The organism is Holophaga foetida DSM 6591 (genome assembly GCF_000242615.2).
Lineage (GTDB): Bacteria > Acidobacteriota > Holophagae > Holophagales > Holophagaceae > Holophaga > Holophaga foetida.
In genome coordinates, this window is record NZ_KI912268.1 from 1,935,934 (window position 1) to 1,958,533 (window position 22,600).

Consider the following 22,600-nt stretch of genomic DNA (forward strand, 5'->3'; position numbering starts at 1 on the left):
CAACTGGCCCACGCCCTTTCCGTTACGAGGCCAGACCGAAGGGACGGCTACCCCCGAATCCCTTGCCCCTGGCCGTGAGACCGGTCATCGGGCACACAGCCTAGAATGGACCACCATCAGAAATACGGAGGTTTCTCAATGGAAGTGAACATCACCCAGGACGCCCTGGGCACCCACCTGGACTGGCGGCACGAAGGCGTGACCGCCCACATGATCGACTGGTTCTGGAGCAACCTGGAAAAGGCGGTGCTGCTCTGGCACCCCGAGCAGCACGAGCCCCTGCAGTGGGCCGTGCCGGTGACCCCGGGGGATCCCCAGGGCTCGATCCACATCGCCCCCCAGACCTGGAATGACGGCAGCCGCCAGAACCTCTACATCCGCATGGAACGCCTCGAAGAGGTGCCCGCCGAGATCCGCGACTACATCTGCTACGAGCATGTCTACATCGCGGCCGGCTTGGGTTTCGGGGAGGAGTCCCTGATCAACCCCTCTCCGATGGGCTACCGTCTCCACCAGTGGGAGAAGACGGACTACGGCGTCATCGGCAAGTCCTCCGCCTTCGGAACCCGCAAGAAGGAAACCCACGAAGACGGAAAGATCTGGGCCGCCCACTGCGCCCAGGAGATCGGCAACTGGGGCGTCTTCCTCCCCCAGCTCCACAGCCTCTACAAGCCGGTCAAGAATCCCCTCTTCAACCCCTTTGCCGACCTATCCCTGGAGGGCAGGGGGCGCGAAGCACGCTACAAATACATGAAGTAGAACGCCGTATCCATTGAAAAAGGAGCACCATGGGTGCTCCTTTTCATTCTGCAGGGATGGGAGGTTGTGGCGAAGGCATTGGGAGCCCCCCGCGCACGGCACCCTCACCCGGATCGTGTTCTCATTTTTTTTCAGCCTGCTGTACCAGCCAATCCAGAGCCTCCTCACGGGTCGACGCAAAGTATTGACCCCGCAATGCGGCGTTGGCGATGATCTTCTGGAGCCCCCGGATGCCGATGAATGCAGAGTAGGCCGGCCTCCCCAAAGCTGTAGCCGTCTTGGTCGCACTCTCGATGGCGGCCTTCTTGACGGTCTCGTCTGAGGTTGTGTTGTTTACATCCTGAAAGATCAGGAAAATCTTCTGCTCAATCATGATTCTGGAAATCTCTGGAAGCAGGGCAACGATCTCCGCTGGCTTGAGGCCCGAACTGTCCCCACAAAGGATCTTGTGCCCTTTATAATCGATGACTTTGATGCGGTCAGACAAGGGGATCTCCTCTGAAACACAATTGAAAGACATGGGGATGAAGTCACACACAACCTAAGTATTTTATGTGTTCAAGTCAAGCATTCATGTGCGGCAAGCGTCAGATGGAACACTGGGGACTATGGGGCTATGACCTGTTCGGCATGCTGGCCTGGATGAAGTCCCGGTAGCCCGCCATCCGCCGGCTGAAGGCTTCCGTTTTACGGAGTTCGGCGATCTTCATCTCGTTGCCCTTCACGTCATCCAGGTGGTGGAACTTGCCGGAGACCGTGTTGTGGGCATGCTTGATCTGTTCGGCCGGGAACTCAAAGCTCACCTTCCCCTCCACCGACTTGAGCTCACCGATCAGGCCACAGACCTCGCAGACCGCCTCAGTGATCGCGTCATTGAGGTAGAAGTTCCGGGAATGGCAGTTGGGGCAAACGCCGGGATCGCCCAGGTACTTGGCGCTGGCGGGATCCTGCAGGGCCTTCACCATGTTCACGCCCACCTGATGGCACTGGGCCACCTTCTCGTCCTCCGCCACGATGGCCTTGGACCAGGGGAAGACGATCTCATCGATGATCTTCCACTCGGGGGTCATGGCGAATAGCTTGGCGTCCGTGGCTACCCGGGTGACCCAGTCGCTGCCGCCGATCATGACGAAGGAGACCGGGATGTCATCCCGCATCTGACGGATGTCCGGCCCCTCGTTTCCCGTCTTCTCTGAGATCTGCTTGCAGGCCTTCAGGAAGGCCTTGTCGTGGCTGGGCCCGGCGAGGCGGTCCTGGAGAATCTTGAAGCTCGCAGGGGCCCCCTTCTCAAAGATCGGCATGAATATAAGGATGCCGTCCACCGAAGCGATCTTGTCATCCAGCCAGGGGAAGTCGTCCTGGATGATGCATTGGGGATTCTTGCCCTGGACGAGTTTCTTGACGCAGGCCACGCAGCCGTTACAGGGCTTGAGGTCGAGTTCCAGAGGTCGGATGAACTCGATCTCGGCTCCCATTTCCTGGGCGGCCTTCAGGGCCTCCTTGCACATGGCATCGTTGCTGCCGTTCTTGGCACCGAATGAAATGCCTAGGATTTTCATGATTCACTCCAAAAAAGGCCATCAGACCGGAATAAACTCCGGAACCTGATCCCCCGCACGGGGTCTTGGAAAAAAAGCAGGTTAGTCCACAGAGGATGGGCACCGATAAAGAAGCGACCCAGGGCCGGAATCAGGGCCTTTCCCGGTAGCAGTTGCCCTGGTGAGGCTCGGGCTTGACGAGGCTGGGCAGGTAGCACTTCCAGTCGTCGTAGCAGGTCCTGGCCTCGCAGCTGTCCGGGTTCAGGATGGCGGGCGGGGGCGTGGCTTCCCTGGTGACGAAGTCGAAAGCCACCCGCTCGGTCATGTAGATGGAGTGGCTGGCCTGGATGTCGACAAACTGGCCGTAGCTTTCCAGCAGGGCCTGGCGGACCTTGGGATCCTTGCCGAAGGCGAGGGCATCCTCCAGGCTATCGAACCAGAACTCCTCCAGACCGGCGTACTGATCCACGCCGCCCTTCTCGAAGAGGGTCCCCTTGAACTGGTTAGGGTCCAGACCCAGCTGGCGATCAATCTCATACTTGCGCAGGCCCCGCGCCTTGAGCAGGTCCAGCACCAGGGGAGCGTGCTTTTCGGCCAGGAATGCGTTGAACTGCTCGACACTGACACCCGCCTTGAGTTTGAGGTTGTGTATCAGCTTGACGCCACCGGACTTGAAGTCAGGTCGTTCATAGACCGTCGTACCCTGGAGGAGGTGCAACTCCATGGTGGAATCGCTGAAGCTATGGGGATGCATGCGGCCCCTGTAGTCCTCGCTGCTCACGGCGGGCCCGATGGCCTGGATCCCTTCGATCCAATGCTCGGCAAAGCTCTGCCACTTGGTAGGATGCAGGGGCAGGAGGCGAGCCTCATCGGGGATCATCTCGAATTCGTATGCGAAGTGCTGCACGTAGCGCTTGAAGCAACGCATGGTGGAGGCGTTGGTGACCATCAAGGCCACGTGGATGACAGCCCACTCGTAGTAGAACCGCTCAGTGCTGAGCGAGGGGTGGTGCCTGCTGGTGATATTCCACTTGATCATGGATAGCTCCGTAGAGGGGGGGTTACCCAGACATTCTGGCGATAAACAAAGACTAAAAGGCAATAAAACTCAATTAAATACATTAAAAGTGACACGAGAGTCAATATCCCCAGATTTCTTATGAGCCTAGCCCCAAAGAATCCGATGACCCCATGACTTTGAAGCTCCCGGGATACCATGGAAGGTTCGGTACCTTCGTATCCCGGGAGCTACATGATTTCGTTTTCCAATGTCAGCAAGCAGTACGGCCAGCAGATCCTCTTCATCGACGCCAGCTTCCAGGTGAATCCTGGCGAGAAGGCGGGCTTGGTAGGGCCCAACGGGGCGGGCAAGTCCACGCTCTTTCGCATGGTGATGGGGGAAGAGAGCCCGGATGACGGCGTGGTGGCGGTCCCCAAGAAGCTGACAGTGGGCTACTTCCGCCAGGAAGTGGACGAGATGGCCGGGCGCACGGTGCTGGAGGAGGCCATCGCAGGCTCGGGTCGCCTCGGGGAACTGCACCACGAGCTGGAAGGGCTGAACCACGCCATGTCGGACCCGGACCAGGCCGACAAGCTGGACGAAATCCTGGAGCGCTTCGGCCATGTCCAGGAGGAGTACGAGCACGCCGGGGGCTATGAGCTGGAGGCCAAGGCCCGGGCCTGCCTGGAAGGACTGGGCTTCGCCCCGGAGCAGATCGACGGGGACGTGGGTGCCCTCTCAGGCGGCTGGAAGATGCGCGTCTCCATGGCCAAGGTGCTGCTGGGGAACTTCGACGTCCTGTTGATGGACGAGCCCACCAACCACCTGGATATCGAATCCATCCTCTGGCTGGAGAACTTCCTCCGGGGTGTGGACGCCACCCTCCTCATGACCTCCCACGACCGGGACTTCATGAACCGCATCGTCTCCAAGATCGTGGAGATCGACGCAGGCGACATCATCAGCTACTCCGGCAACTACGACTTCTACGTGAAGGAGCGGGAGCAGCGGGAGGCCAACCTGGAGGCAGCCTACGAGCGCCAGCAGGCCAAGCTGGCCAAGGAACAGCGCTTCATCGACCGTTTCAAGGCCCACGCCGCCAAGGCCGCCCAGGTCCAGAGCCGGGTGAAGGCCCTGGAGAAGCAGGATCGGATCGAGCTCCCCAAGAAGCGCCAGGTGACCAAGTGGCAGTTCCGCACGCCCGGCCGCTCCGGGGATGATGTGGCCATGCTGGAAGGCATCTGCAAGGCCTACGGCGACCGGAAGATCTACAAGGACTTCGACTTCCATATCCGGCGCGGTGAGCGCTGGTGCGTCATGGGCAAGAACGGCGCCGGCAAGTCCACGCTCCTCAAGATGATCGCTGGTGCCATCGAGCCGGACTCAGGGAGCGTCAAGCTGGGGGCCAGCCTCAAGATGGGCTACTTCGCCCAGCAGTCTTTGGACCTCCTGAATCCCGACCTCACGGTGGTGGAGCAGATGCAGCAGGATTTCCCCATGGAGGGCCTGGGGGTGCTGCGCAATATCCTGGGGGCCTTCCAGTTCTCCGGGGACGATGTGGACAAGCCCATCCGGGCCCTCTCCGGCGGAGAGAAGTCCCGGCTGGTCATGGCCCGCATGCTCTTCAATCCCCCCAACTTCCTGGTGCTGGACGAGCCCACCAACCACCTGGATCTGGCCACCAAGGAGATGCTGATCGAGGCCCTGAAGGACTACGAGGGCACCATCCTCTTCGTCTCCCACGACCGTAACTTCCTCCGGGGCATCGCCAACCGGGTGCTGGAACTGGCGGTGGAAGAACACGAGACACCCCTGCTCTACCAGGGAAGCTACAACGAATACGTTGCAAGCACCGGGCACGAGGCGCCCGGCGTGCACAGCTGAGCTCAGACTTCAAAGGGGCCCTTTGACGCTTTCTGTCAGAGCCCCTGACGCAAAGGAATCAAGCATGTCCATCGACCCTCTGAACACCTGGGAAGCCGTCCAGGCCATCCGCGCCAAGTCCCCCGTCGTCCACAGCATCACCAACTACGTGGTCATGAACAACACCGCCAATGCCCTGCTGGCCCTGGGGGCCTCGCCGGTCATGGCCCAGGCCCAGGAGGAGATGGTGGAAATGGTGGGCATCGCCTCCGCCCTGGTCCTCAACATCGGCACCCTGAGTCAGGAGTGGATCAAGGCGATGTTCCTGGCGGGGGAGGCTGGCCAGAAGAAGGGCATCCCCATCATCCTGGATCCCGTAGGCGCAGGCGCCACCGCGTACCGCACCCGGACCGCCCGTGAGCTCCTCAAGGAAACCAAGCCAGCCATCCTCCGGGGCAACGCCTCCGAGATCATGGCCACCTGCGGTGATCTCGCCCAGACCAGGGGCGTGGACAGCACGGAGGCTTCCCATGACGCCCTGGCGGCGGCCCACAGCCTCCACAAGACCTATGGGTGCATCATCAGCATCAGTGGGGAGACGGACTACATCGTGGGGAGTGACCGCACCATCCGGATCCACAACGGCCACGCCATGATGCCCCGTGTGACCGGCCTGGGCTGCACCGCCACGGCCCTCACGGGGGCTTTCGCCGCCGTCACGCCGGACCCGGTCCTGGCCGCCGCCCAGGCCATGGCGGTGATGGGCATCGCCGGAGAGATGGCCGCCAGGAAGGCTGAAGGCCCCGGCAGCCTCCAGATGCACTTCATCGATGCCCTCTACCGCATGAACGGAGAGGACATCAAGCGCGACATCCGGGTCGAGGCCTGAGGGGTGGCCCCAAACACCCACACTTCCGATCCATGGATGAAAGGCCTCTGCCTGGTGACGGACCGGGGGGCATGCGCAGGCCGCCCCCTGGAGGAGGTGGTGCGCCTCGCCCTCCAGGGGGGCATCGCCTCCGTTCAGCTACGGGAGAAGGACCTGGGCACCCGGGACTTCGTGACCCAGGCGAAGGCCCTCAAGGCCCTGCTCGGCGCCACCCCCCTCATCATCAACGACCGGGTGGACGTGGCCCTGGCCTGTGGCGCTGCGGGTGTCCACGTGGGCCAGAGCGACATGGATCCGAGCGACGCCCGGCGCATCCTGGGATCGGGCGCCATCATCGGCCTTTCGGTGGAGACCTGGGAGGACGTGGAGCGGGCCCAGCAGCAGCCCGTGGACTACCTGGGCGTGAGCCCGGTCTTCGGGACCCCCACCAAGACCAACACCAAAGGCGCCTGGGGCCTCGAAGGGATTGCCCGCATCCGGACCTTCTCCCGGCACCCCCTGGTGGCCATCGGCGGCATCCACGCGGGGAACGTGGAAGCCATCGTCCGGGCAGGTGCCGAAGGCATCGCCGTGGTGTCGGCCATCTGCGGAGCGGAGGATCCGGAGGCGGCGACGAGGAGCCTGGCGGGGGGCATCCGGCGCGCTCAGACCTGATCGCTTCCCTCAAAGGTGTCGGGCCCCGTCATTTCTTCCTGACGGTGCACATAGGTGATCACAAGCCCTTTGTCGTGGTGCTCGTACAGAATCCGGAGAGGTTTGACCAGCACCTCCCGGTAGAAACCTGGGCCGAACTCGGGAACCCACCGTCCCATCTCCGGGTAGTCAGCCAAACGCCGCAGGCTCCGGTCCACCCTTGCCCGAAGCAGACGGGCCGCCTCTGGGTTGAAAGCGCCGATGTAGTCGAGACGCTCCGCAAACTGTTCAGCAGCGGGCTCGGTCCAGAGGATTTTCAGGCCCATTTTGCCGTCCGGAGAAGAACCTCCTCATGGGATAGAGTCCGCCCCTCGGCCATGGCCTGCTGACCACGGATGATGCCCTCCAGCAGCGCCAGTTTCCGTTCCTGCATGCGATAGCTGACGACATCCATCAGGACCGCAGCTTCCCGGCCATGTTCGGTGATGACCAGCGGCTCCTGATCCCTCTGGAGTGCCGCAATGATATCCGTGGCCTTGCGCTTGATATCGGTGACGGGCACCAGTCTGGGCAGCATGTCGCACCTCCAATACAGGGGAATCCAGAGTGATACTATTCTAATACAATTATACCACTCCAGTAAGATCCCCCGTAGCTACTCCATGAAGCCCCGGTCCCGCATCAGGGCGTCGGTGTTCACATCCCGGCCCCGGAAGGCCCGGAAGGCCTCGGTGGGGTCCATGGTGTTCCCGATCGAAAGCACGCAGTCGTGGAAACGCTTGGCCACGGCGGGGTCCCAGGGGCCCTTGCCCTCCTGGAAGGCCTCCCAGGCATCCGCCACCAGGGCGTCGGCCCAGAGGTAGGAGTAGTAGCCTGCGGAGTACCCGTCCCCCGAAAAGATGTGGTTGAACTGGGTGGGACGATGGCGCATGACGATCTCGGAGGGCATCCCCAGCCGGGCCAGCTCCTCCCGCTCGAACGTGATGGGATCGATGGTCTGGCCCCCAGCCAGGTGGTATTTCATGTCAATGACCGCGGAGGCCAGGAACTCCATGGTCTTGAAGCCCTCGTTGAAGGTGGAGGCCCGCTTGATCTTCGCCACCAGCTCCGCCGGGATGGGCTTGCCGGTCTTGTAGTGGAGGGCGAAGCGGTTCAGGACCTCGGGGGTCAGGAGCCAGTGCTCATTGATCTGGGAAGGGAACTCCACGAAGTCCCGGGCCACGGCGGTGCCTGCCAGGGAGGGGTATTTCACGTCCGAGAGCATGCTGTGGAGGGCATGGCCGAACTCGTGGAACATGGTCTCGGCATCATCCCAGGAGACGAGTACAGGCTCCCCCGGGGCCCCCTTGGTGAAGTTGGAGTTGTTGGAAACGATGGGGGTGATGGCGCCGTCGAGCTTCTCCTGCCCGCGGTAGTCGTTCATCCAGGCGCCGGAGAGCTTCCCGGCCCGGGCGAAGGGGTCGAAGTACCAGAGGGCGAGGTGCTGGCCCCGGGCATTCTTGACCTCAAAGACCGAGACATCCGGGTGCTGGAGGGGCAGCCCCTTCACCAGCGTGAAGCTCAGACCATAGAGCTGACCGGCGGCCCAGAACATGCCCTCCCGGAGCTTGTCGAGCTGCATGTAGGGCTGGACCTCGTTGAAATCCAGGTCGTACTTGGCCTTGCGGAGCTTCTCGGCGTAGAAGCGGTAGTCCCAGGGGGCCAGCTTGAAGGTCCCGCCCTCTTTGTCGATGATGGCCTGCATCTCGGCCACGTCCGCCCGGACCTGTGCTGCCGCGGGCTTCCACATGGCCTCCATCAGGGCCACGGCCCGCTCGGGGGTCCTGGCCATGGAGCGTTCCAGGGCCCAGTGGGCGTGGGTGGCGTAGCCCAGGAGCTGGGCCCGTTCGAAGCGCAGCTTGAGGATCTCGGTGATGGTGGCCTTGTTGTCGGTCTTCCCGCCGTTGTCCCCACGGTTCACGTAGGTGCGCCAAACCTTTTCGCGGAGTTGGCGATTCTCAGCGTAGGAAAGAAAGGGCTCCATGGAGGAACGGGTATTGGCGATGACCCACCTGCCCTTGAGCCCCTTGGCTTCCGCAGCCCTGGCGGCGGAGGCGCGAAAATCGGCGGGCAGGCCTGCCAAGTCAGCCTCCTTCTCGATGACGGTGAACTGACCGTCCTCCTCTGCCAGCACGTTCTGACTGAAGAGGGTGCTGAGCACGGCCAGGCGCTGGTTGATGGCTTTGATGCGGGTCTTCTGCCCGGAATTCAGCTTGGCTCCGGCCCGGACGAAGTTGGTGTAGTAGAGCCAGGCAAGGCGCTTCTGGACCGGATCCAGGCTGGCCTTGTCAGCCCCGAGATAGACCGCCTCGATGCGCTGGAAGAGGGGGCCGTTCTGGACGATTTCATCCGAAAAGGCCGCCAGCCTGGGCATGATCTCTGCCTCGATCTTCCCCACATCCCCGAGCTTGAGGGTGCTGAAGTGAACGCCTGCCAGGACGTTCACGCGCTCCAGGGCGCGCCCGGAGCGCTCCATGGCGGCGAGGGTGTTCTCGAAGGTAGGGGCTTCGGAATTGCCTGCGATGGCCTGGATGTTCCGGCGCTGCTCCGCCATGGCCGCCTCGAAGGCAGGGAGGAAGTCCTTCGGCACAACCTTGTCCCAGGGGGGAACGCCGCCGTAGGGGCCGGTCCAGGGGGCGAGCATGGGCAGAGGGGCAGATGTCACAGGAGCCTCCGAATGGCCCGGATACGTGATCAAGGCGAAGACAAGAGGCATTCCCAGGTGCAGGCAGCTACGAATGGACATGGAAGGTCCCCCCAAGAAGCCCATCATACCTCTTCACGAAGCAGAGCAGCCGTTAGCCCAGGCCTCCAGCACCCGGAACCGCTCCCCCATCATGCCGGGCAGGGTGAGTTGAAGCAGGTTCTCCATGCGCTTGACCCGCGCCACGGAGTCCAGGGACTGCCAAGCTTCCTCCCAATCGGCCAGGGGAGCGTGCTCCCGGATCCAGCGGCTGAGGCTGACGTGCCCGGAACCCGAAAGCCCGGCCCCCCGAAGCAGGCTTTCCAGGCGCGTGAAGTCCACATCGGCGGTGAGATCCGATTCCCCAGGCTCCTCCCACCAGCGGCCATCCACGGTGTGCCCCTTGTACCGGCGGAGGCCAGCGCCCTTGGAAAGCAGACGGGATGCGCTCTCGCCGTAGTCGATCGCCAGGAAGAGTCCGGCCTGGAGAGCCCCGCAGAGTTCCGCCACGAGCTGGGGCAAACCCTCGCACCAGATGCTGCCATCCCCCGGCTGAAGGCCGTCCTCGGCATGGGCGGCGAACCACGCCCCGGCCTCCCCGGCGTCCGAAGCCTCCCAGCCGGGGCCGTCGGCAGTCAGCACCTCCCGCTCCCAGGCTTCCCCCGTCCAGCGCCAGGGCTGGGCTGGCAGGGCGTCGAAGAGCTCGTTCGAGAGGATCGCCCCTGAGAAGGGCGCAATCCCGTCCCCCTCCTGGATAAAGCGCGCCTTCCCGCTTTCCAGCCAGGGCTCCAGGGCCTTTGCTGCCATTTCGCGAGCCGCCGGATTGTCGTCCCGGTGCACATAGACCAGGGCCTCGGCGAAGGCTCCCCTGGCCGCGCCCAGCAGATCCCGTCCCAGCCAGCCCCGCCCTGCCCCGGGCTCCAGTACCGTGAAGACACCGGGCCTATCCAGGCGCTCCCAGGCCCGCTCCAGCCGCAGCGCCAGGGCCTCCCCCAGCAGCGGCCCCAGATCCAGGGCCGTGTAGTAGTCCTTCCCCTCGAAACCCCAGGGGCCCAGCGGACGGCGATAGTAGCCCTGCTCCGGGTGATAGAGGGCCTGGGCCATGAAGTCGGAGGCGGGGAGGGCAAGGCTGTTTTGGCGCAACAGCTCATCAATGATCATGTGCATTTTCATCTCATGGCCTTGTCGAGGGCCCGAAACATCTTTTCGCTGAGACGGTTCATAACCACCTTCCAGGGCCGCTGAGCCCCTGTTCGCTCATTTCACCGGGTAGCGCTTGAACCAAGTTTCCAGGAGGCCTGGCAACTGCTCCGTAGGCATGGGGCTACTCGCAAAAGGGAAGTCCCATTGTCCAACCTCGGACATCGGGACGTCGAGAGCTATTGTGACGTAAGGGTCTGACCGGCACCGGCATAACTGACCAGTTCCAGCCCCAGGGCCTCCACCATCCACTCGAAGTCCTTCCGATTGTCGCTCACCAGGGGTAACCCATGGGCCAGGGCGCAGGCGGCTATCCACGTGTCGTTCAACTGGGCTTCGCGTTTGGGGTTGTTGCGATCCCGCACATGCACCCTTGCCATCTTCTCCCCTGCGGAGACGATCCGTGCCCAATGCTGTGCTACAAGGTCGGTACCGTCGATCAGCCCGGTCTGGTCCAGGAACTCCCGGATGCCCTGGGCGTATTTCTCCCCGAGTTCGTCAGCAGGAAGCCGTTTCAGCCAAACAAGGAGTTCCGCCTCAGTGGGGAAGGCACGGATCATATCCTGGCCCTGGAGATACGCCTCGTAGCGGTGGGCGCGCTCCTCATCCTTCCGAAGCTGACCGCTTCGAAGCTTGACGAGCAAAGAAACCAAATTGGTGTCCACGACGACCAGAGGCATGTCTCACGCCCCCTCAAAATCCTTGAGGAACGCAGACAGGCTTTCGGCCGCAGCGGCGTCCAGGCTGGGAGCGAACTGGTCCAGATGAAATCCACCCACCATGGGGCGTTTGGGAGGGTGGATGCCCGCGGGATAGTCAACAGCGATCAGATCCTGGGGTTGCGGGGCAAGGATGACGCTCTCACAACGTTCAGCTTTCCAGGTTCCTTGCTTGGGGCGATGACGGCAGAGGACTTTGGCGAAAACAACTTTCCGCGCCAGTCCATCGAAACGATCCTCGGTGTAGTCGCCTGGGAAGGAACATGTCATCACGCCTTGGCTCGTGTGGACCTCGAAGGTACGATCTTTGAAATCAATCTCCAATAGGCGGCCCTGGAGATGCTGCCATTCTGGTTCAGCGGCGATGTGCTTCGAAAAGCCCAGGTAATCTTTGCGGTCGAACTCGGCTTTAAAGGCGGGTTCGTCCGGGTGCGAAGGAGGAATCCTCACGCCGAGGCTGCAACCCCGCCGAGTGAGCCTTTCAAAGGCTGTCCGCTGAGGCTTCGCCCATTTCCACCCGGTATCTGGATCAAATCCACCATTCTGAAAGTAACAACGAGCAGCTTGGCGAGCGGGATTGATTTCCCCCAAGCCGCCTGGCTGAGGGATGGAAAACCCAACAACGGCACTACCTGCCCTTATCGATCCCGTCATTTGAATGGATTGCAGAGAGGGATCGAAAAGCTTCAAACCCTTCATCAGATCGGCAAGATCTTCGAGATCCTCTGGGGTCAAGGCACCCTTGAGGGAACCCTTGCCGCCGATAGACAGCACGAGATCCAGCTCTTTCTTTGCTCTGGTCATGGCCGCCTCCCGTGGAACACCCCATCTTCTCGTTTTCAAGGCTCTCTCACCAAGCCCTTTCGCATGGGCAGCAAGGCCGAGGCGTGGCGGGTGTTGTTGGAGATAGTGCCGTGTTTCCAGGAACAGAGCTTATAAAGCAATGCTTCATCAATCACCTTCCCCAACAGGCCACTTCTCCACCATCCAGGGCAACAGCCACTGGGTCACCAGGAGGGCCAGGGCCACGCCGCCGAGGGCCGCCAGCCCGAGTCCCCGGAGGCCCCGATAGCCGCTGAAGACCAGACCGCCGAAGCCTGCCAGGGTGGTGCAGGCGCATACGGCATTGACCTTGGCCACCCGGGCAGCGGCGCCGGATTCGTGGCGGGAACGGTGCAACAGGTTCATGGCGGTGTCCACGCTGACCCCCAGGGTGATGGGGATGGCCACGAGGCTCAGGAAGGTGAGGGGCTCCCCCGTCAGGCCGAGGGAACCCAGCACGCCGAGCTGGCCCGCCACCAGGGGCACCAGGGCCAGGAAGAAGAAGCGCCAGCTCCGCCCGAAGATCGCCACCACGAGGAGGACCGCCGCAAAGGCAAGCCCGATGACCTGCAGGAGGGATTCCCGGGCCACCTCCTTGATGGCCCGGAAGAGGGGCCGGGTGCCCACCATCCGGGCTCCCACGGCCTTCGCCTCGGCTTCCACCCGGTCCTGGGCGGCTTCCGGCAGACGGAGGGGGAGCGCCAGATAGGAGGATGCGGGAGCCGCGCTGCGATGTCGCTGGAACCAGTGCATAACGGTCCAGGGGTCCTTCCGGCGTTCCGAAGCAGGCGGCGGCAGGAGGCCCTGGATGGATAGGGGAGCGGCAAGCGGGTTTTCTGCGCTGGCCCGGAGGGCCGCCAGGGGGCGCTCCAGAGCCACGGGGTCCAGCCCGGCGCGGGCCGCCTCCTCCAGGGTGCGGCGGTACCAGGTCTCGGAGCCGAGCACCATCCGCAGTTCCTGGGAGGGCGTCTCCCAGGCGGGCATGGGAACCCCTTCCCGCCGCAGGACCTCGGTGATGCGGTTCCAGCGCTGGGCGAAGTGCTCGGGATCATCCAGGGGAATCTGCAATTCCAGGGGCTGGAGCCCCGCCCCCAGGGCCTTTCCGAGGGATTCCTGGAGCCTCAGGGCCGGATTGCCGGTCTGGCGGAAGCGGCGGAGATCCTCCTCCCAGGTCATGCGGCGGGCCCCCCAGGCCGCCAGGACGAGAAGCAGTCCCGAGAGGACCAGCTTCCACGGCTTCACGGGCCTCGGAACAGCAAGGGGCGCCTCCCGGCGGGCGAAGACCCCCCTCCCCTTGTCCAGGGCCAGGAGCAGGGCCGGCAGCACCAGGAAGCTGGAGGCGAGGCAGGCCAGGAGCCCCAGGCCTGCGGTCAGGCCAAGATCCCGGAAGCCCGGGAAGGGGGTGAAGGTGCAGGCAAGGAAGGCCAGAGCCGTAGCCAGAGTCCCCGTCACCACCCCGGGACCGGTGCCCAGGAGGGCCAGGCGAAGAGCCATGGGCTTGGAACGTCCCGCCTGCCGCTCCTCCCGGTAGCGACTGAAGATCAGGATCCCCACATCGTCACCGATGCCCAGAAGCACGGCTCCGAAAGCCGCAGCCATGAGGTTGAGCCGACCCAGGAGCCAGCCCGTCAGCCCCAGGGCCCAGAGCATCCCCAGGAGGAGGGGCCCCACCACATAGCCGTACCCCGCCAGGGTCCGGAAGCCGATCCAGTAGACCACCCCGATGAGGACGAAGCTGAGGACAAGGCTCAGGACCACCTCCCGCCCCAGCTGCTGGGACTCCCAGTAGGCGATGGCATGGGCGCCGGTGGCCTGGATGGGGAAGGACCGTCCGGAAGTGGGCGCAAGCGCCCCCTCCACATCCTCCAGGCTGGCCCTGCGGGGAAGCTCTCCCTGGGCGCCCCGCCCAACCCAGGCCAGGACTTTGGCTGTGCTCCTGGCATCGGAACTGGGGAAGTCCAGGACCAGGGGGACCAGGACGAAACGGGCATCCCTGGTTTCCAGATAGCCGGTCTTCAGCTTCAGGGGGAAGTTTGAGAGGCCGCGATGGGCCCGTTCCACGGTCTCGCTCTGAAGAGGGAAGCGGTCCCGGAGCCCGAGGGGATCCACCGCTGCGATCCGGGCCTTGGCTGGATCGGGGGAGCCGAGATCCCTGGCGGTGGCCTGGAAGCGCCGCCGCACTTCCGCCGGGTCAGTGAGGGAGGCCAGACGGTCCCCCAGAAGGACGGGCGCCAAGGCGTACAGTTCTTCCGTCACGAGACGGTTGGCGGGGGGATCCCCCTCCAGAAAGCTCCCGGCCACCAGCAGGGGCGGCCAGAGGGAAGCCCCCATGGGACCGGGGACGGGAACGGGCTGAGAGATGCGCCCCTCGCCGCTCATGCCGTTCATCGGGACGCCATTCTCCGAGAGGAGCTTCTCCACAAGGCCCTCGGCCCAGGCCTGGCGGGCTTCCAGATTCGCGGCCTCCCCCTCAGCCGCCAGCCAGAGGATCTCCTGGCGCCCGACTCCGGCCTCGATGCTGGCCTTGACCACGGGATGCTCCGTAGGGAGCAGGCTGAAGAGGTCCAGACGCCGCTCGATCCGGCAGGCCCCGGCACCCAGCAGCAGGGTCAGGAGGATAAGGACCGCCCACCTCCCCCGGGTTCGCTTCAGATGGAGGTGCAGCAGAAGGCGGAGCAGACGCTTCATGGCCGGGAGTCGGCTCCCCCGTCCGGAGCACCCAGCAGACGCTCCAGGAGAGGCGCCATCACCACACGGCGAGCCTGTGCGAGGCGCTTGAGGAGACTGGCATCGTCCAGGCGGAGCAGGGGATAGGCCTCGGGAGTCAGGTTCTGGAGGGTGCCAGCCCAACGGGAAGCCGTAAGGATGGTAGGCAGTTCATCCGAATAGCGCTGATCCAGCAGCTGGGCCAGGGCCCGCACCACCCGGATATCCGCATCCAGTCGGTCGAAGTCATCCAGCACCAGGCACTCGGCAGTGAGAAGGGGGGCCATCCGGTCCCGCTCGCTCATGAAGTCGGTGTTCTTGAAGCTCCGGGAGTCGTAGTAGGTGTCCTTCAGCTCCTGGCTGAAGGTGCGCACACTGACGAACAGCCCGGGGCGTCCGGTGCGATCCGCCCAGGCCCTCAAGGCCGCCGCTGCCAGGGAGCTGCGCCCACTTCCAGGGGAGCCGTCGATCCACCAGAGATCGATGGCATCCCGATCGCTCTTGGCCCAGTTGTAAAGGGTCCGATACCCCTGGGGTTCCTGGGCGGGCTTGAGATCCTTCCACCCCACCTCGCCCCCGGGGAGGGCCTTGGCCCCGCAGCGATGGAGGATGAGTTCGAGCTTGGAGGCGATGTCCTGGCTGAAGGTTCCCCGGCTCATGGGGTGTTCCAGGAGCTGGTGGGCCTTGGTGAGAGCGGCGGCCACCGTGTCCTTGGGATGTTCGAGCTTCCACCATTCCCAGAAGGACTCGAAGCTGGACTGGCGGTAGCGGGGAGGAATCCCCAGGGCGGCCGCCCCCACCCGCTGGCTGCGGGCGCATTCGCAGGGGCGTACGGGCTTCATGGGATCGGGATCGATGATGAAACCCTTCCCGTGGCAGAGCGCACAGTCCTTGCGAGCGATCAAAGGCGGCACTCCTGAAGGAACTGTCCCAGGAGCACCCTGCGGCGGTCCCTGATCTTGGCGAAGGCCCGCTCCTCAATCTGGCGCACCCGCTCCCGGCTGATGGGAGGATTGAAGGCCTGGCCGATCTTCTCCAGGGTCATGGGGTCGCTGCCGTCCATCCCGAAGTGCCGGGCGATGATGATCCGTTCTTTGTCGTTGAGGATGGCGAGGCTGAGGCGCACTTGGTCCAGGAAGGACTCCTGGTCCAGGGTTTCCAGGGGGGATGGCTCGCTGGTCTGCTCCAGGCTATCCCCCAGGGTCAGGTCCGACTCCCCGACCCCCTGCTCGGTGGACACGGTGCAGGTGGTCTGCTGGAGCAGCTGGAGACGCTCCACCTCCTCGCGGCTGAAGTGGCTCACATCCACAATCTCCTGCACCTGGGGAGGCCTCCCCAGCTCCTGGGAGAGACGGTTGGTGATGCGACTGAGCTGAACCAGATGTCCCGCCACCTTCTGAGGCAGGCGGATCTTGTTCCCATGCTCCGCCAAGGCGTGGAAGATGGCCTGCCGCACCCACCAGGAGGCATAGGTCAGGAACTTGTTCTCCCGGGTGGGATCGAAGCGCTTGGCGGCCTCGATGAGACCGAGATTACCCTCGGAGATGAGATCCAGGAGGTCGAGCCCCATGCCCTGGAACTTCCGGGCCTCCTTGACCACAAAGCGCAGGTTGCCCTCCACCAAGTGGCGCAGACCCTCGGCCCGGACCTCCTGGGGGTTGGTTTCGGTCTGCCACATCTCTCCGTAGATGTGCTCCTCCTCCGCCGTGAGCAGGGGGAGGTCACGGATGGAGTCGAAGTATTTATCGAGGGAGTGTTCTTCCAAATGCCGTGGGGGCACATGTCACCTGGGAAAGGATCAGAATATCAAGGGTTGGACCGGAAACGCGTCCAAGTATGTCAGCGTTTGCGCAATCCGTGAGAAGCCAGCTTCACCAGACCTGTCGGACTGAAGGCCTCGATCCCACGCTCTATTTCGACTCCTGCCGCCCGAAGTTGAGTTTCATAAGCGTCCAGGCGCTTCTGCATCTCTTCCTGCATGCCCTGCATCCGATCCCGGAGGTTCAGGACGACCTCCACCCCAGCAAGGTTGACCCCCAGATCCCGGGTGAGGCTGAGGATGAACTCCAGACGCTCCAGGTCCTCGTCGCTGTACAAACGGGTCTTGCCTTCGGTGCGGGAGGGCAGGAGCAGGCCTTCGCGCTCGTACAGGCGGAGCGTCTGGGGATGGATCTCGTAGCGGGCGGCCACGACCCCGATCATGTACAGACCCCGCTTGGGATCATGCCTCATGCCTGCCTCCATGCGTTCTCACGGATGTTCCCGTCGTTGATTTCGCCCAGTTCCCGCATCAACTCCTTGCTGCGCTCGTCCTGGAGGATAGGGGTCACCACCTGGATCTCGGCGAATAGGTCTCCCCGCTGATCCGCGTGCTTGGGGATGGGCATCCCCCTGCCCTTGAGGCGCAACTTGGAGCCGCTCTGAGTACCAGGAGGGATCTTGATGGTCGCTGGCTCCTCGGGCGTCGGGACCTCGACCTTGGCCCCGAGGGCAGCCTCGGCAAAGGTGATGGGAAGCTTGAGGTAAAGGTTCGGCCCCTTGCGCTCGAAGCGCGGATCAGGCTCCACCTGGATCTGGATGTAGAGGTCGCCCGGGCCACCGCCTCGCCGCCCGGATTCGCCCTTGCCACTGACCCTGAGGCGGGTGCCATCTTCCACTCCGGAAGGAATGGCGATCGTGATGCTGTCCCGCTTGGGGTTGCGGCCGCGGCCCTGGCACTCCGGGCATGCCGGAGCCTTCCGACCGGTGCCACCACAGGCATCGCATTCCACCTTGGAACGGAAGAAGCCACCGCCCTGCTCCAGGTAGCCCCTGCCATGGCACACGCCACAGGTGCTGCGACTCCCTGCTGGAGACTCGCCACTCCCCTGACAGCCCCGACAGGTCTCGGTGCGGGTGATATTCAGAGGCAGCTTGGTGCCCCTGAAAGCATCCTGGAAACTGATACGGACCGTGTGCTGGAGGTCCTCCCCGGGTTTTGGCCCGGCCCTTCGGGGCCGCCCTCCCCCGGTGAAGCCCTGGAACAGGTCCTCGAAGCTGCCGCCGCCAAAGCCACCGAAGCCCCCGAAGCCGGACCCGCCTTGATGGGTCGGCCCATTGGGATCGCCGAACTGGTCATAGTTCTGGCGTTTCTCCGGATCCGAAAGCACATCGTTGGCCTCCGAGACCTCCTTGAAACGTCCCTCGGCCTCCTTGTTGCCGGGGTTGAGGTCCGGATGGTATTTCCGGGCCAGCTTCCGGTAGGCCTTCTTGATGTCCTCATCCGAGGCGTTCCTGGGGAGGCCCAGGGTCTTGTAGTAGTCGGGAACACTCATGGAAGCACTGTAGCGTATGTTGCGCGGGTGTGACTCATATTTTTGCCACCTCGCAAAGACGGCAGCCGGTAGCGCCTGAGCGCCCCGGCTGCCGCATCCTGGTTGCCGGACACAACCCGGCAGGTGATCGCCTACACCACTTCGGCGTCGATCACGTCATCATCCTTCTTCTTCTGCTCACCCTGGGGGGCGGGAGCGGCACCCTCGGGGGCGGGGGCATCCTTGTAGATGTGCTCGGCCATCTTGTGGCTCTTGGCCTGCAGATCCTCGAGGGCCTTCTTGATGCGGTCCTTGTCCAGGCTGGCCAGGGCTTCCTTGCCTTCGGCCATGGCCTTCTCCAGCTCGGCCTTATCGGCCTCGGGGATCTTGTCCCCGCTCTCCTTCAGGAGCTTCTCGATCTGGTAGATGGTCTGGTCGAGGTGGTTCTTGTCCTCGAGCAGGGACTTGCGGGACTCGTCGTCAGCCTTGTGGGCCTCGGCCTCGGCCACCTTGGCATCGATCTCCTCCTTGGAGAGGCCGGTGCTGCCGGTGAGGGTGATGCTGGCATCCTTGCCGGTGCCCTTGTCCTTGGCGGTGACGTGGACGATGCCATTGGCGTCGATATCGAAGGTCACCTCGATCTGGGGCATGCCCCGGGGCGCGGGGGGGATGTCGCCCAGGTGGAACTTGCCAAGGAGCTTGTTGCCCTCGACCAGGGGACGCTCGCCCTGGAAGACCTCGATGTCCACGCCGGGCTGATTGTCCACGGCGGTGGTGTAGATCTCGCTCTTGCGGGTGGGGATGGTGGTATTGCGGGAGATGATGACGCTCATCTGACCGCCGTTGGCGTTGATGCCCAGGGAGAGGGGGGTCACGTCGAGGAGCAGCACACCCTTGACGTCGCCCGCCAGGACACCGCCCTGGACGGCGGCACCCACGGCCACCACCTCATCGGGGTTCACACTCTTGTTGGGCTCCTTGCCAAAGAGGGCCTTCACCATCTCCTGCACCTTGGGGGTGCGGGTGGAACCGCCCACCAGGACCACTTCGTCGATCTGGCTGGGGCTAAGCTTGGCATCCCGCATGGCGTTCTCGCAGGGCACCTTCAGCTTCTGGATGATGGGCTCCATCATGGCCTCGAAGCGGGCCCGGGTAAGGTTCTGGCTGATGTGCTTGGGGCCGCTGGCGTCAGCGGTGATGTAGGGCAGGCTGATGTCGGTCTGGGTGGTGCTGGAGAGCTCGCACTTGGCCTTCTCGGCGGCCTCCTTGAGGCGCTGCATGGCGTCGGCCTGCTTGCGGAGGTCGATGCCCTCGGCCTTCTGGAACTCTTCCACCAGCCAGTCGATGATGAGCTGGTCCACGTTGTCGCCGCCCAGGTGGGTGTCGCCGTTGGTGGACTTCACTTCAACCACGCCCTCGGAAACCTCCAGGATGGAGATATCAAAGGTGCCACCGCCAAAGTCGAAGACAGCGATGGTGCCGTCCTTTTTCTTGTCCAGGCCGTAGGCCAGGGCCGCGGCGGTGGGTTCGTTGATGATGCGCATGACCTCGAGACCGGCGATGGCGCCGGCATCCTTGGTGGCCTGGCGCTGGGCGTCGTTGAAGTAGGCGGGCACCGTGATGACGGCCTTGGCGACCTTCTCACCCAGGTAGGCCTCGGCGCTCTCCTTCATCTTGACCAGCACCATGGCGCTAAGTTCCTCGGGAGAGAGGTGCTTGCCGCTGATGTTGACGGCGCAGCCGCCCTTGTCGGTGCGCTCAACAGCGTAGGGCACCAGGCGCTGCTCGCGGTCGGAATCCGCAAAGGGTAGGCCCATGAAGCGCTTGATGGAGAAAACGGTGTTCTTGGGCTGAGCCACGGCTTGCCGCTTGGCAGCGGCGCCAACCAGACGCTCACTGGTCTTGGGATTGAAGCCCACCACGGAAGGCGTGGTGTTGGAACCCTCGGCGTTGGGGATGACCTTGGGCTGGCCGCCCTCCATTACGGAGACGCAGCTATTGGTGGTGCCCAGGTCGATGCCAATGATTTTGCTCATATGTGGTGCCTCCAGAAACGGTCAAAGGGGATTGGGATGACCCATCCAAAAACCAGGATAGGCCACAAAAAACGGTTGTCAAGCGGATCTACATTATCAGACTAAGATTACTTAAATAATCCAGCGAAGGTAGCCGATTGGCGCACCCGAAGCAATCCCCGCTAGACTACTGGCATGAAGCCCTTACCATGCCCCATCTGCCGAAAGGCTGTGGATTGGGAAACCAACCCCCACCGCCCCTTCTGCTCCAACCGTTGCCGCACCCTGGACCTGGGCGCCTGGGCATCGGAAAGCTACCGCGTACCCGAAGCACCCGAGGACGAGGATGGAGAAGGCTGGTCCGAGGAAAACCCGTGAAACCCCTCTACCGGCTGGCCACCCGGTCCCGGCTCAGGCTGGCGCGCCTGTTTCCTGGCCGCCGTCACAGCCGGAAAGGGATATGGTTCATGGCTTGGCTGGGACACCTAAGAAGCCTGGTGGAGGTTCGCCCCAGGCCCGCCCCCTTCTTCAAGGCATTGCGGGAACTCCTGGAACAGGAGCCTGAGAGCACCTTGGGAAAGCTCATGGACGCAGCAGGTGAGCAGACCTACGGACTCCTCATCCTTCTCCTGTCGATCCCGAATCTGATCCCCGGCCTCAATGTCGGCACAGCTCCCCTCAGCGGCCTCGGGATCATGTGGCTCGGCATCCAGATGGCCCTGGGACGCCCGCAGCCCCACCTTCCCGAACGGCTCCGCCGCCAGATCCTCCACCGGAACTGGCTGGAGGAAGCCCTCGCCCGCATCGAAAGCTACCTGGAACGCCTTGGTTCCAAATCGCAGATCCGGCGTTCCCTCCACAAGCGATGGACCGGACTCCTGGTGGCCTGGACCGCGTTCCTGCTCGCCATCCCGGTCCCACTCCCCTTCGGCAACCTCGTCCCCGGAGCGACCCTCGTCCTGCTGGGAGCTGCCCTGGTGGAGGAACGACCGCTCTGGGGTTGGCTAGGGGCGGCCACTAGCGTCGGTATGACCATCTACTACGCAATGTCCTACGAGATAATTGTCTACGCCAGCGTTTCGGCCTTCCGAGCCCTCGTCCATGGGAGACCCTGATGCGGTTCGACTGCCTCACCCTCTTTCCCGAGTATTTCGAATGCGCCCGCCTGGGTGTCACGGGCCGCGCTTTCCGGGAATTGAGCCACCAACTCCACACCCACAGCTATCGCCCCTTCTCCGGCAACACGTTCGGGCATGTGGACGACAGCCCCTTCGGCGGGGGTCCCGGCATGGTACTCCGCCCCGAGGTTCTTCGGGACACGTTGCAATCCATCCCGGACTGCCCCCCACGGCGCATCATCCACTTCACCCCTGCCGCCCCCCCCCTCACCCATGCCAAGGTCCTGGAGCTGGCATCCATGGAGCAGGTCGTACTGGTCTGCACCCGATACGAGGGCCTGGACCAGCGAGCCGTGGAGCGATACGTAGACGAGGAGTTCAGCATCGGCGAGGCCGTGCTCTCAGGCGGGGAACTGCCGGCCCTCTTCCTCATCGACGCGGTATGCCGCTGGCTGCCAGGAGTCCTCGGCAACCAGGACTCCGCCGACCAGGACAGCTTTGCCACCGGCCTCCTGGACCACCCTCACTACACCCGGCCCGAATCATTCGAGGGAATGGATGTCCCGGAGATCCTCCGGGGAGGCAACCACAAGGCCATCCACCTCTGGCGCCTGCGGGAGGCCATGGTCCGCACCAAGCGCTTGCGCCCGGATCTATGGAGCCGCTTCATGCAGGAAAAACTGGCCGAGCTCCCGCGCCCCGAGCAGTGGTGCGCCTGGCAGGTGGAGCACCCGGAAGCATGGGATGAGCCCAAGCCCAAAGGATGGAAGGGATTCGGCCGGAACGTTCCCGGTTCCCTTTTTCCCCGATTACGGTAAACTAGTTGACTCCCCATATGGGGATCACGTGTGTCATGTCCCACCGCGATCGGTTGGGGACCGCTGGCCCCAAGGAGCTCACATGAACATCATCGACCGCCTCGAAGCTGGTCTCCTTCGCAAGGACCTCCCCCGCATCACCCCCGGTGACACCGTGAAGGTGCACGTAAAGGTGAAGGAAGGCGAGAAGGAGCGTATCCAGGTCTATCAGGGCATCGTCATCGGCATCAAGGGCGGCGGTATGCGCGCCTCCTTCACCGTCCGCAAGATCAGCAGCGGCGTCGGCGTCGAGCGCATCTTCCCCCTGAACAGCCCCTCCATCGACAAGATGGAAGTCATCCGTCACGGCAAGGTCCGTCGCGCCAAGCTCTACTTCCTCCGCGATAAGCTCGGCAAGGCCGGCCGCCTCAAGGAAGTCCGCCGCGTCGAAAGCGCTGCCGAATAGTTCCAGTCTGCATAAAAAAGGCGCCCGATTCCGGGCGCTTTTTTTATAGGAAGGAAAGGG

The 22,600-nt window shown here is 63.5% G+C and carries 23 protein-coding genes; 8 read left to right on the forward strand and 15 right to left on the reverse strand.

What is annotated here, in order from left to right; translation table 11 throughout:
- Positions 1-138 precede the first annotated feature (138 nt).
- Entirely contained in the window at positions 139-759 is a 621-nt protein-coding gene (locus HOLFODRAFT_RS0208440; RefSeq protein WP_005037796.1) for a hypothetical protein, read from the forward strand.
- Positions 760-880: 121 nt separating this feature from the next.
- Here HOLFODRAFT_RS0208440 and HOLFODRAFT_RS0208445 read toward each other — a convergent pair whose 3' ends face one another.
- The 3 genes from HOLFODRAFT_RS0208445 to HOLFODRAFT_RS0208455 all read right to left on the reverse strand — a co-directional run bounded on the left by HOLFODRAFT_RS0208445 (position 881) and on the right by HOLFODRAFT_RS0208455 (position 3,336).
- Positions 881-1,246 carry a hypothetical protein gene (locus HOLFODRAFT_RS0208445; protein ID WP_005037798.1) on the reverse strand — a complete coding sequence of 122 codons (366 nt, stop codon included), beginning with the start codon at positions 1,244-1,246 and terminating at the stop codon, positions 881-883.
- A 127-nt stretch (positions 1,247-1,373) separates the two neighbouring features.
- Positions 1,374-2,318 carry an NAD(P)H-dependent oxidoreductase gene (locus HOLFODRAFT_RS0208450; RefSeq protein WP_005037800.1) on the reverse strand — a complete coding sequence of 315 codons (945 nt, stop codon included), beginning with the start codon at positions 2,316-2,318 and terminating at the stop codon, positions 1,374-1,376.
- Between the two features lie 130 nt (positions 2,319-2,448).
- Positions 2,449-3,336 carry an EthD domain-containing protein gene (locus tag HOLFODRAFT_RS0208455; RefSeq protein WP_005037801.1) on the reverse strand — a complete coding sequence of 296 codons (888 nt, stop codon included), beginning with the start codon at positions 3,334-3,336 and terminating at the stop codon, positions 2,449-2,451.
- Between the two features lie 213 nt (positions 3,337-3,549).
- Between HOLFODRAFT_RS0208455 and HOLFODRAFT_RS0208460 the strand changes: the two genes are divergently transcribed.
- The 3 genes from HOLFODRAFT_RS0208460 to thiE all read left to right on the forward strand — a co-directional run bounded on the left by HOLFODRAFT_RS0208460 (position 3,550) and on the right by thiE (position 6,703).
- The gene (locus tag HOLFODRAFT_RS0208460; RefSeq protein WP_005037804.1) at positions 3,550-5,181 is read left to right on the forward strand and encodes an ABC-F family ATP-binding cassette domain-containing protein; all 1,632 of its coding nucleotides are present in this window, start codon (positions 3,550-3,552) and stop codon (positions 5,179-5,181) included.
- A gap of 64 nt (positions 5,182-5,245) precedes the next feature.
- Complete coding sequence (gene thiM / locus HOLFODRAFT_RS0208465) at positions 5,246-6,049, forward strand: hydroxyethylthiazole kinase (protein ID WP_005037807.1); 804 nt, start codon at positions 5,246-5,248, stop codon at positions 6,047-6,049.
- Positions 6,050-6,085: 36 nt separating this feature from the next.
- The gene (gene thiE, locus HOLFODRAFT_RS0208470; RefSeq protein WP_043485795.1) at positions 6,086-6,703 is read left to right on the forward strand and encodes a thiamine phosphate synthase; all 618 of its coding nucleotides are present in this window, start codon (positions 6,086-6,088) and stop codon (positions 6,701-6,703) included.
- Here thiE and HOLFODRAFT_RS20200 read toward each other — a convergent pair.
- From HOLFODRAFT_RS20200 to dnaK, 12 genes are all read right to left on the reverse strand, one after another.
- On the reverse strand, positions 6,694-7,008 hold the full coding sequence (locus tag HOLFODRAFT_RS20200) for a type II toxin-antitoxin system RelE/ParE family toxin (RefSeq protein ID WP_005037810.1): 315 nt from the start codon (positions 7,006-7,008) through the stop codon (positions 6,694-6,696). The genes thiE and HOLFODRAFT_RS20200 overlap by 10 nt on opposite strands.
- Positions 6,999-7,259, reverse strand: coding sequence for a type II toxin-antitoxin system Phd/YefM family antitoxin (locus tag HOLFODRAFT_RS0208480; protein WP_005037812.1), 261 nt, complete (start codon positions 7,257-7,259; stop codon positions 6,999-7,001). The genes HOLFODRAFT_RS20200 and HOLFODRAFT_RS0208480 overlap by 10 nt, the downstream gene beginning before the upstream one ends.
- A 78-nt stretch (positions 7,260-7,337) precedes the next feature.
- The gene (locus tag HOLFODRAFT_RS0208485) at positions 7,338-9,437 is read right to left on the reverse strand and encodes a M3 family metallopeptidase (protein WP_425280009.1); all 2,100 of its coding nucleotides are present in this window, start codon (positions 9,435-9,437) and stop codon (positions 7,338-7,340) included.
- A 63-nt stretch (positions 9,438-9,500) separates the two neighbouring features.
- Positions 9,501-10,571 (reverse strand): SAM-dependent methyltransferase, encoded by a 1,071-nt coding sequence (locus HOLFODRAFT_RS0208490; RefSeq protein ID WP_026939170.1) that lies wholly within the window; start codon positions 10,569-10,571, stop codon positions 9,501-9,503.
- A 212-nt stretch (positions 10,572-10,783) separates the two neighbouring features.
- On the reverse strand, positions 10,784-11,284 hold the full coding sequence (locus HOLFODRAFT_RS20205; protein ID WP_005037817.1) for a PIN domain-containing protein: 501 nt from the start codon (positions 11,282-11,284) through the stop codon (positions 10,784-10,786).
- Between the two features lie 3 nt (positions 11,285-11,287).
- Positions 11,288-12,127 (reverse strand): hypothetical protein, encoded by an 840-nt coding sequence (locus tag HOLFODRAFT_RS0208500; protein WP_005037820.1) that lies wholly within the window; start codon positions 12,125-12,127, stop codon positions 11,288-11,290.
- A gap of 147 nt (positions 12,128-12,274) precedes the next feature.
- Positions 12,275-14,833 (reverse strand): MMPL family transporter, encoded by a 2,559-nt coding sequence (locus HOLFODRAFT_RS0208505; protein WP_005037823.1) that lies wholly within the window; start codon positions 14,831-14,833, stop codon positions 12,275-12,277.
- The gene (locus HOLFODRAFT_RS0208510) at positions 14,830-15,756 is read right to left on the reverse strand and encodes a P-loop NTPase family protein (protein ID WP_005037825.1); all 927 of its coding nucleotides are present in this window, start codon (positions 15,754-15,756) and stop codon (positions 14,830-14,832) included. The genes HOLFODRAFT_RS0208505 and HOLFODRAFT_RS0208510 overlap by 4 nt, the downstream gene beginning before the upstream one ends.
- Positions 15,753-16,631, reverse strand: coding sequence for a sigma-70 family RNA polymerase sigma factor (locus tag HOLFODRAFT_RS20210; RefSeq protein WP_005037828.1), 879 nt, complete (start codon positions 16,629-16,631; stop codon positions 15,753-15,755). Before HOLFODRAFT_RS20210 ends, HOLFODRAFT_RS0208510 begins: the two co-directional genes overlap by 4 nt.
- A gap of 59 nt (positions 16,632-16,690) precedes the next feature.
- Positions 16,691-17,083 (reverse strand): MerR family transcriptional regulator, encoded by a 393-nt coding sequence (locus tag HOLFODRAFT_RS0208520; RefSeq protein ID WP_005037830.1) that lies wholly within the window; start codon positions 17,081-17,083, stop codon positions 16,691-16,693.
- Entirely contained in the window at positions 17,080-18,165 is a 1,086-nt protein-coding gene (gene dnaJ, locus HOLFODRAFT_RS0208525; RefSeq protein WP_005037832.1) for a molecular chaperone DnaJ, read from the reverse strand. The genes HOLFODRAFT_RS0208520 and dnaJ overlap by 4 nt, the downstream gene beginning before the upstream one ends.
- 131 nt (positions 18,166-18,296) lie before the next feature.
- The gene (gene dnaK / locus HOLFODRAFT_RS0208530; protein ID WP_005037834.1) at positions 18,297-20,180 is read right to left on the reverse strand and encodes a molecular chaperone DnaK; all 1,884 of its coding nucleotides are present in this window, start codon (positions 20,178-20,180) and stop codon (positions 18,297-18,299) included.
- A gap of 174 nt (positions 20,181-20,354) precedes the next feature.
- Between dnaK and HOLFODRAFT_RS0208535 the strand changes: the two genes are divergently transcribed.
- The 4 genes from HOLFODRAFT_RS0208535 (at position 20,355) to rplS (ending at position 22,540) form a co-directional block, all read left to right on the forward strand.
- Positions 20,355-20,537 (forward strand): DNA gyrase inhibitor YacG, encoded by a 183-nt coding sequence (locus tag HOLFODRAFT_RS0208535; RefSeq protein WP_005037835.1) that lies wholly within the window; start codon positions 20,355-20,357, stop codon positions 20,535-20,537.
- Positions 20,534-21,274, forward strand: a complete 741-nt coding sequence (locus HOLFODRAFT_RS22900; RefSeq protein ID WP_005037838.1) for an exopolysaccharide biosynthesis protein — start codon at positions 20,534-20,536, stop codon at positions 21,272-21,274. The genes HOLFODRAFT_RS0208535 and HOLFODRAFT_RS22900 overlap by 4 nt, the downstream gene beginning before the upstream one ends.
- Entirely contained in the window at positions 21,274-22,095 is an 822-nt protein-coding gene (gene trmD / locus HOLFODRAFT_RS20215) for a tRNA (guanosine(37)-N1)-methyltransferase TrmD (RefSeq protein ID WP_005037840.1), read from the forward strand. Before HOLFODRAFT_RS22900 ends, trmD begins: the two co-directional genes overlap by 1 nt.
- Positions 22,096-22,177: 82 nt before the next feature.
- Positions 22,178-22,540 carry a 50S ribosomal protein L19 gene (gene rplS / locus HOLFODRAFT_RS0208550; RefSeq protein WP_005037842.1) on the forward strand — a complete coding sequence of 121 codons (363 nt, stop codon included), beginning with the start codon at positions 22,178-22,180 and terminating at the stop codon, positions 22,538-22,540.
- The last annotated feature ends 60 nt before the right edge of the window (positions 22,541-22,600 follow it).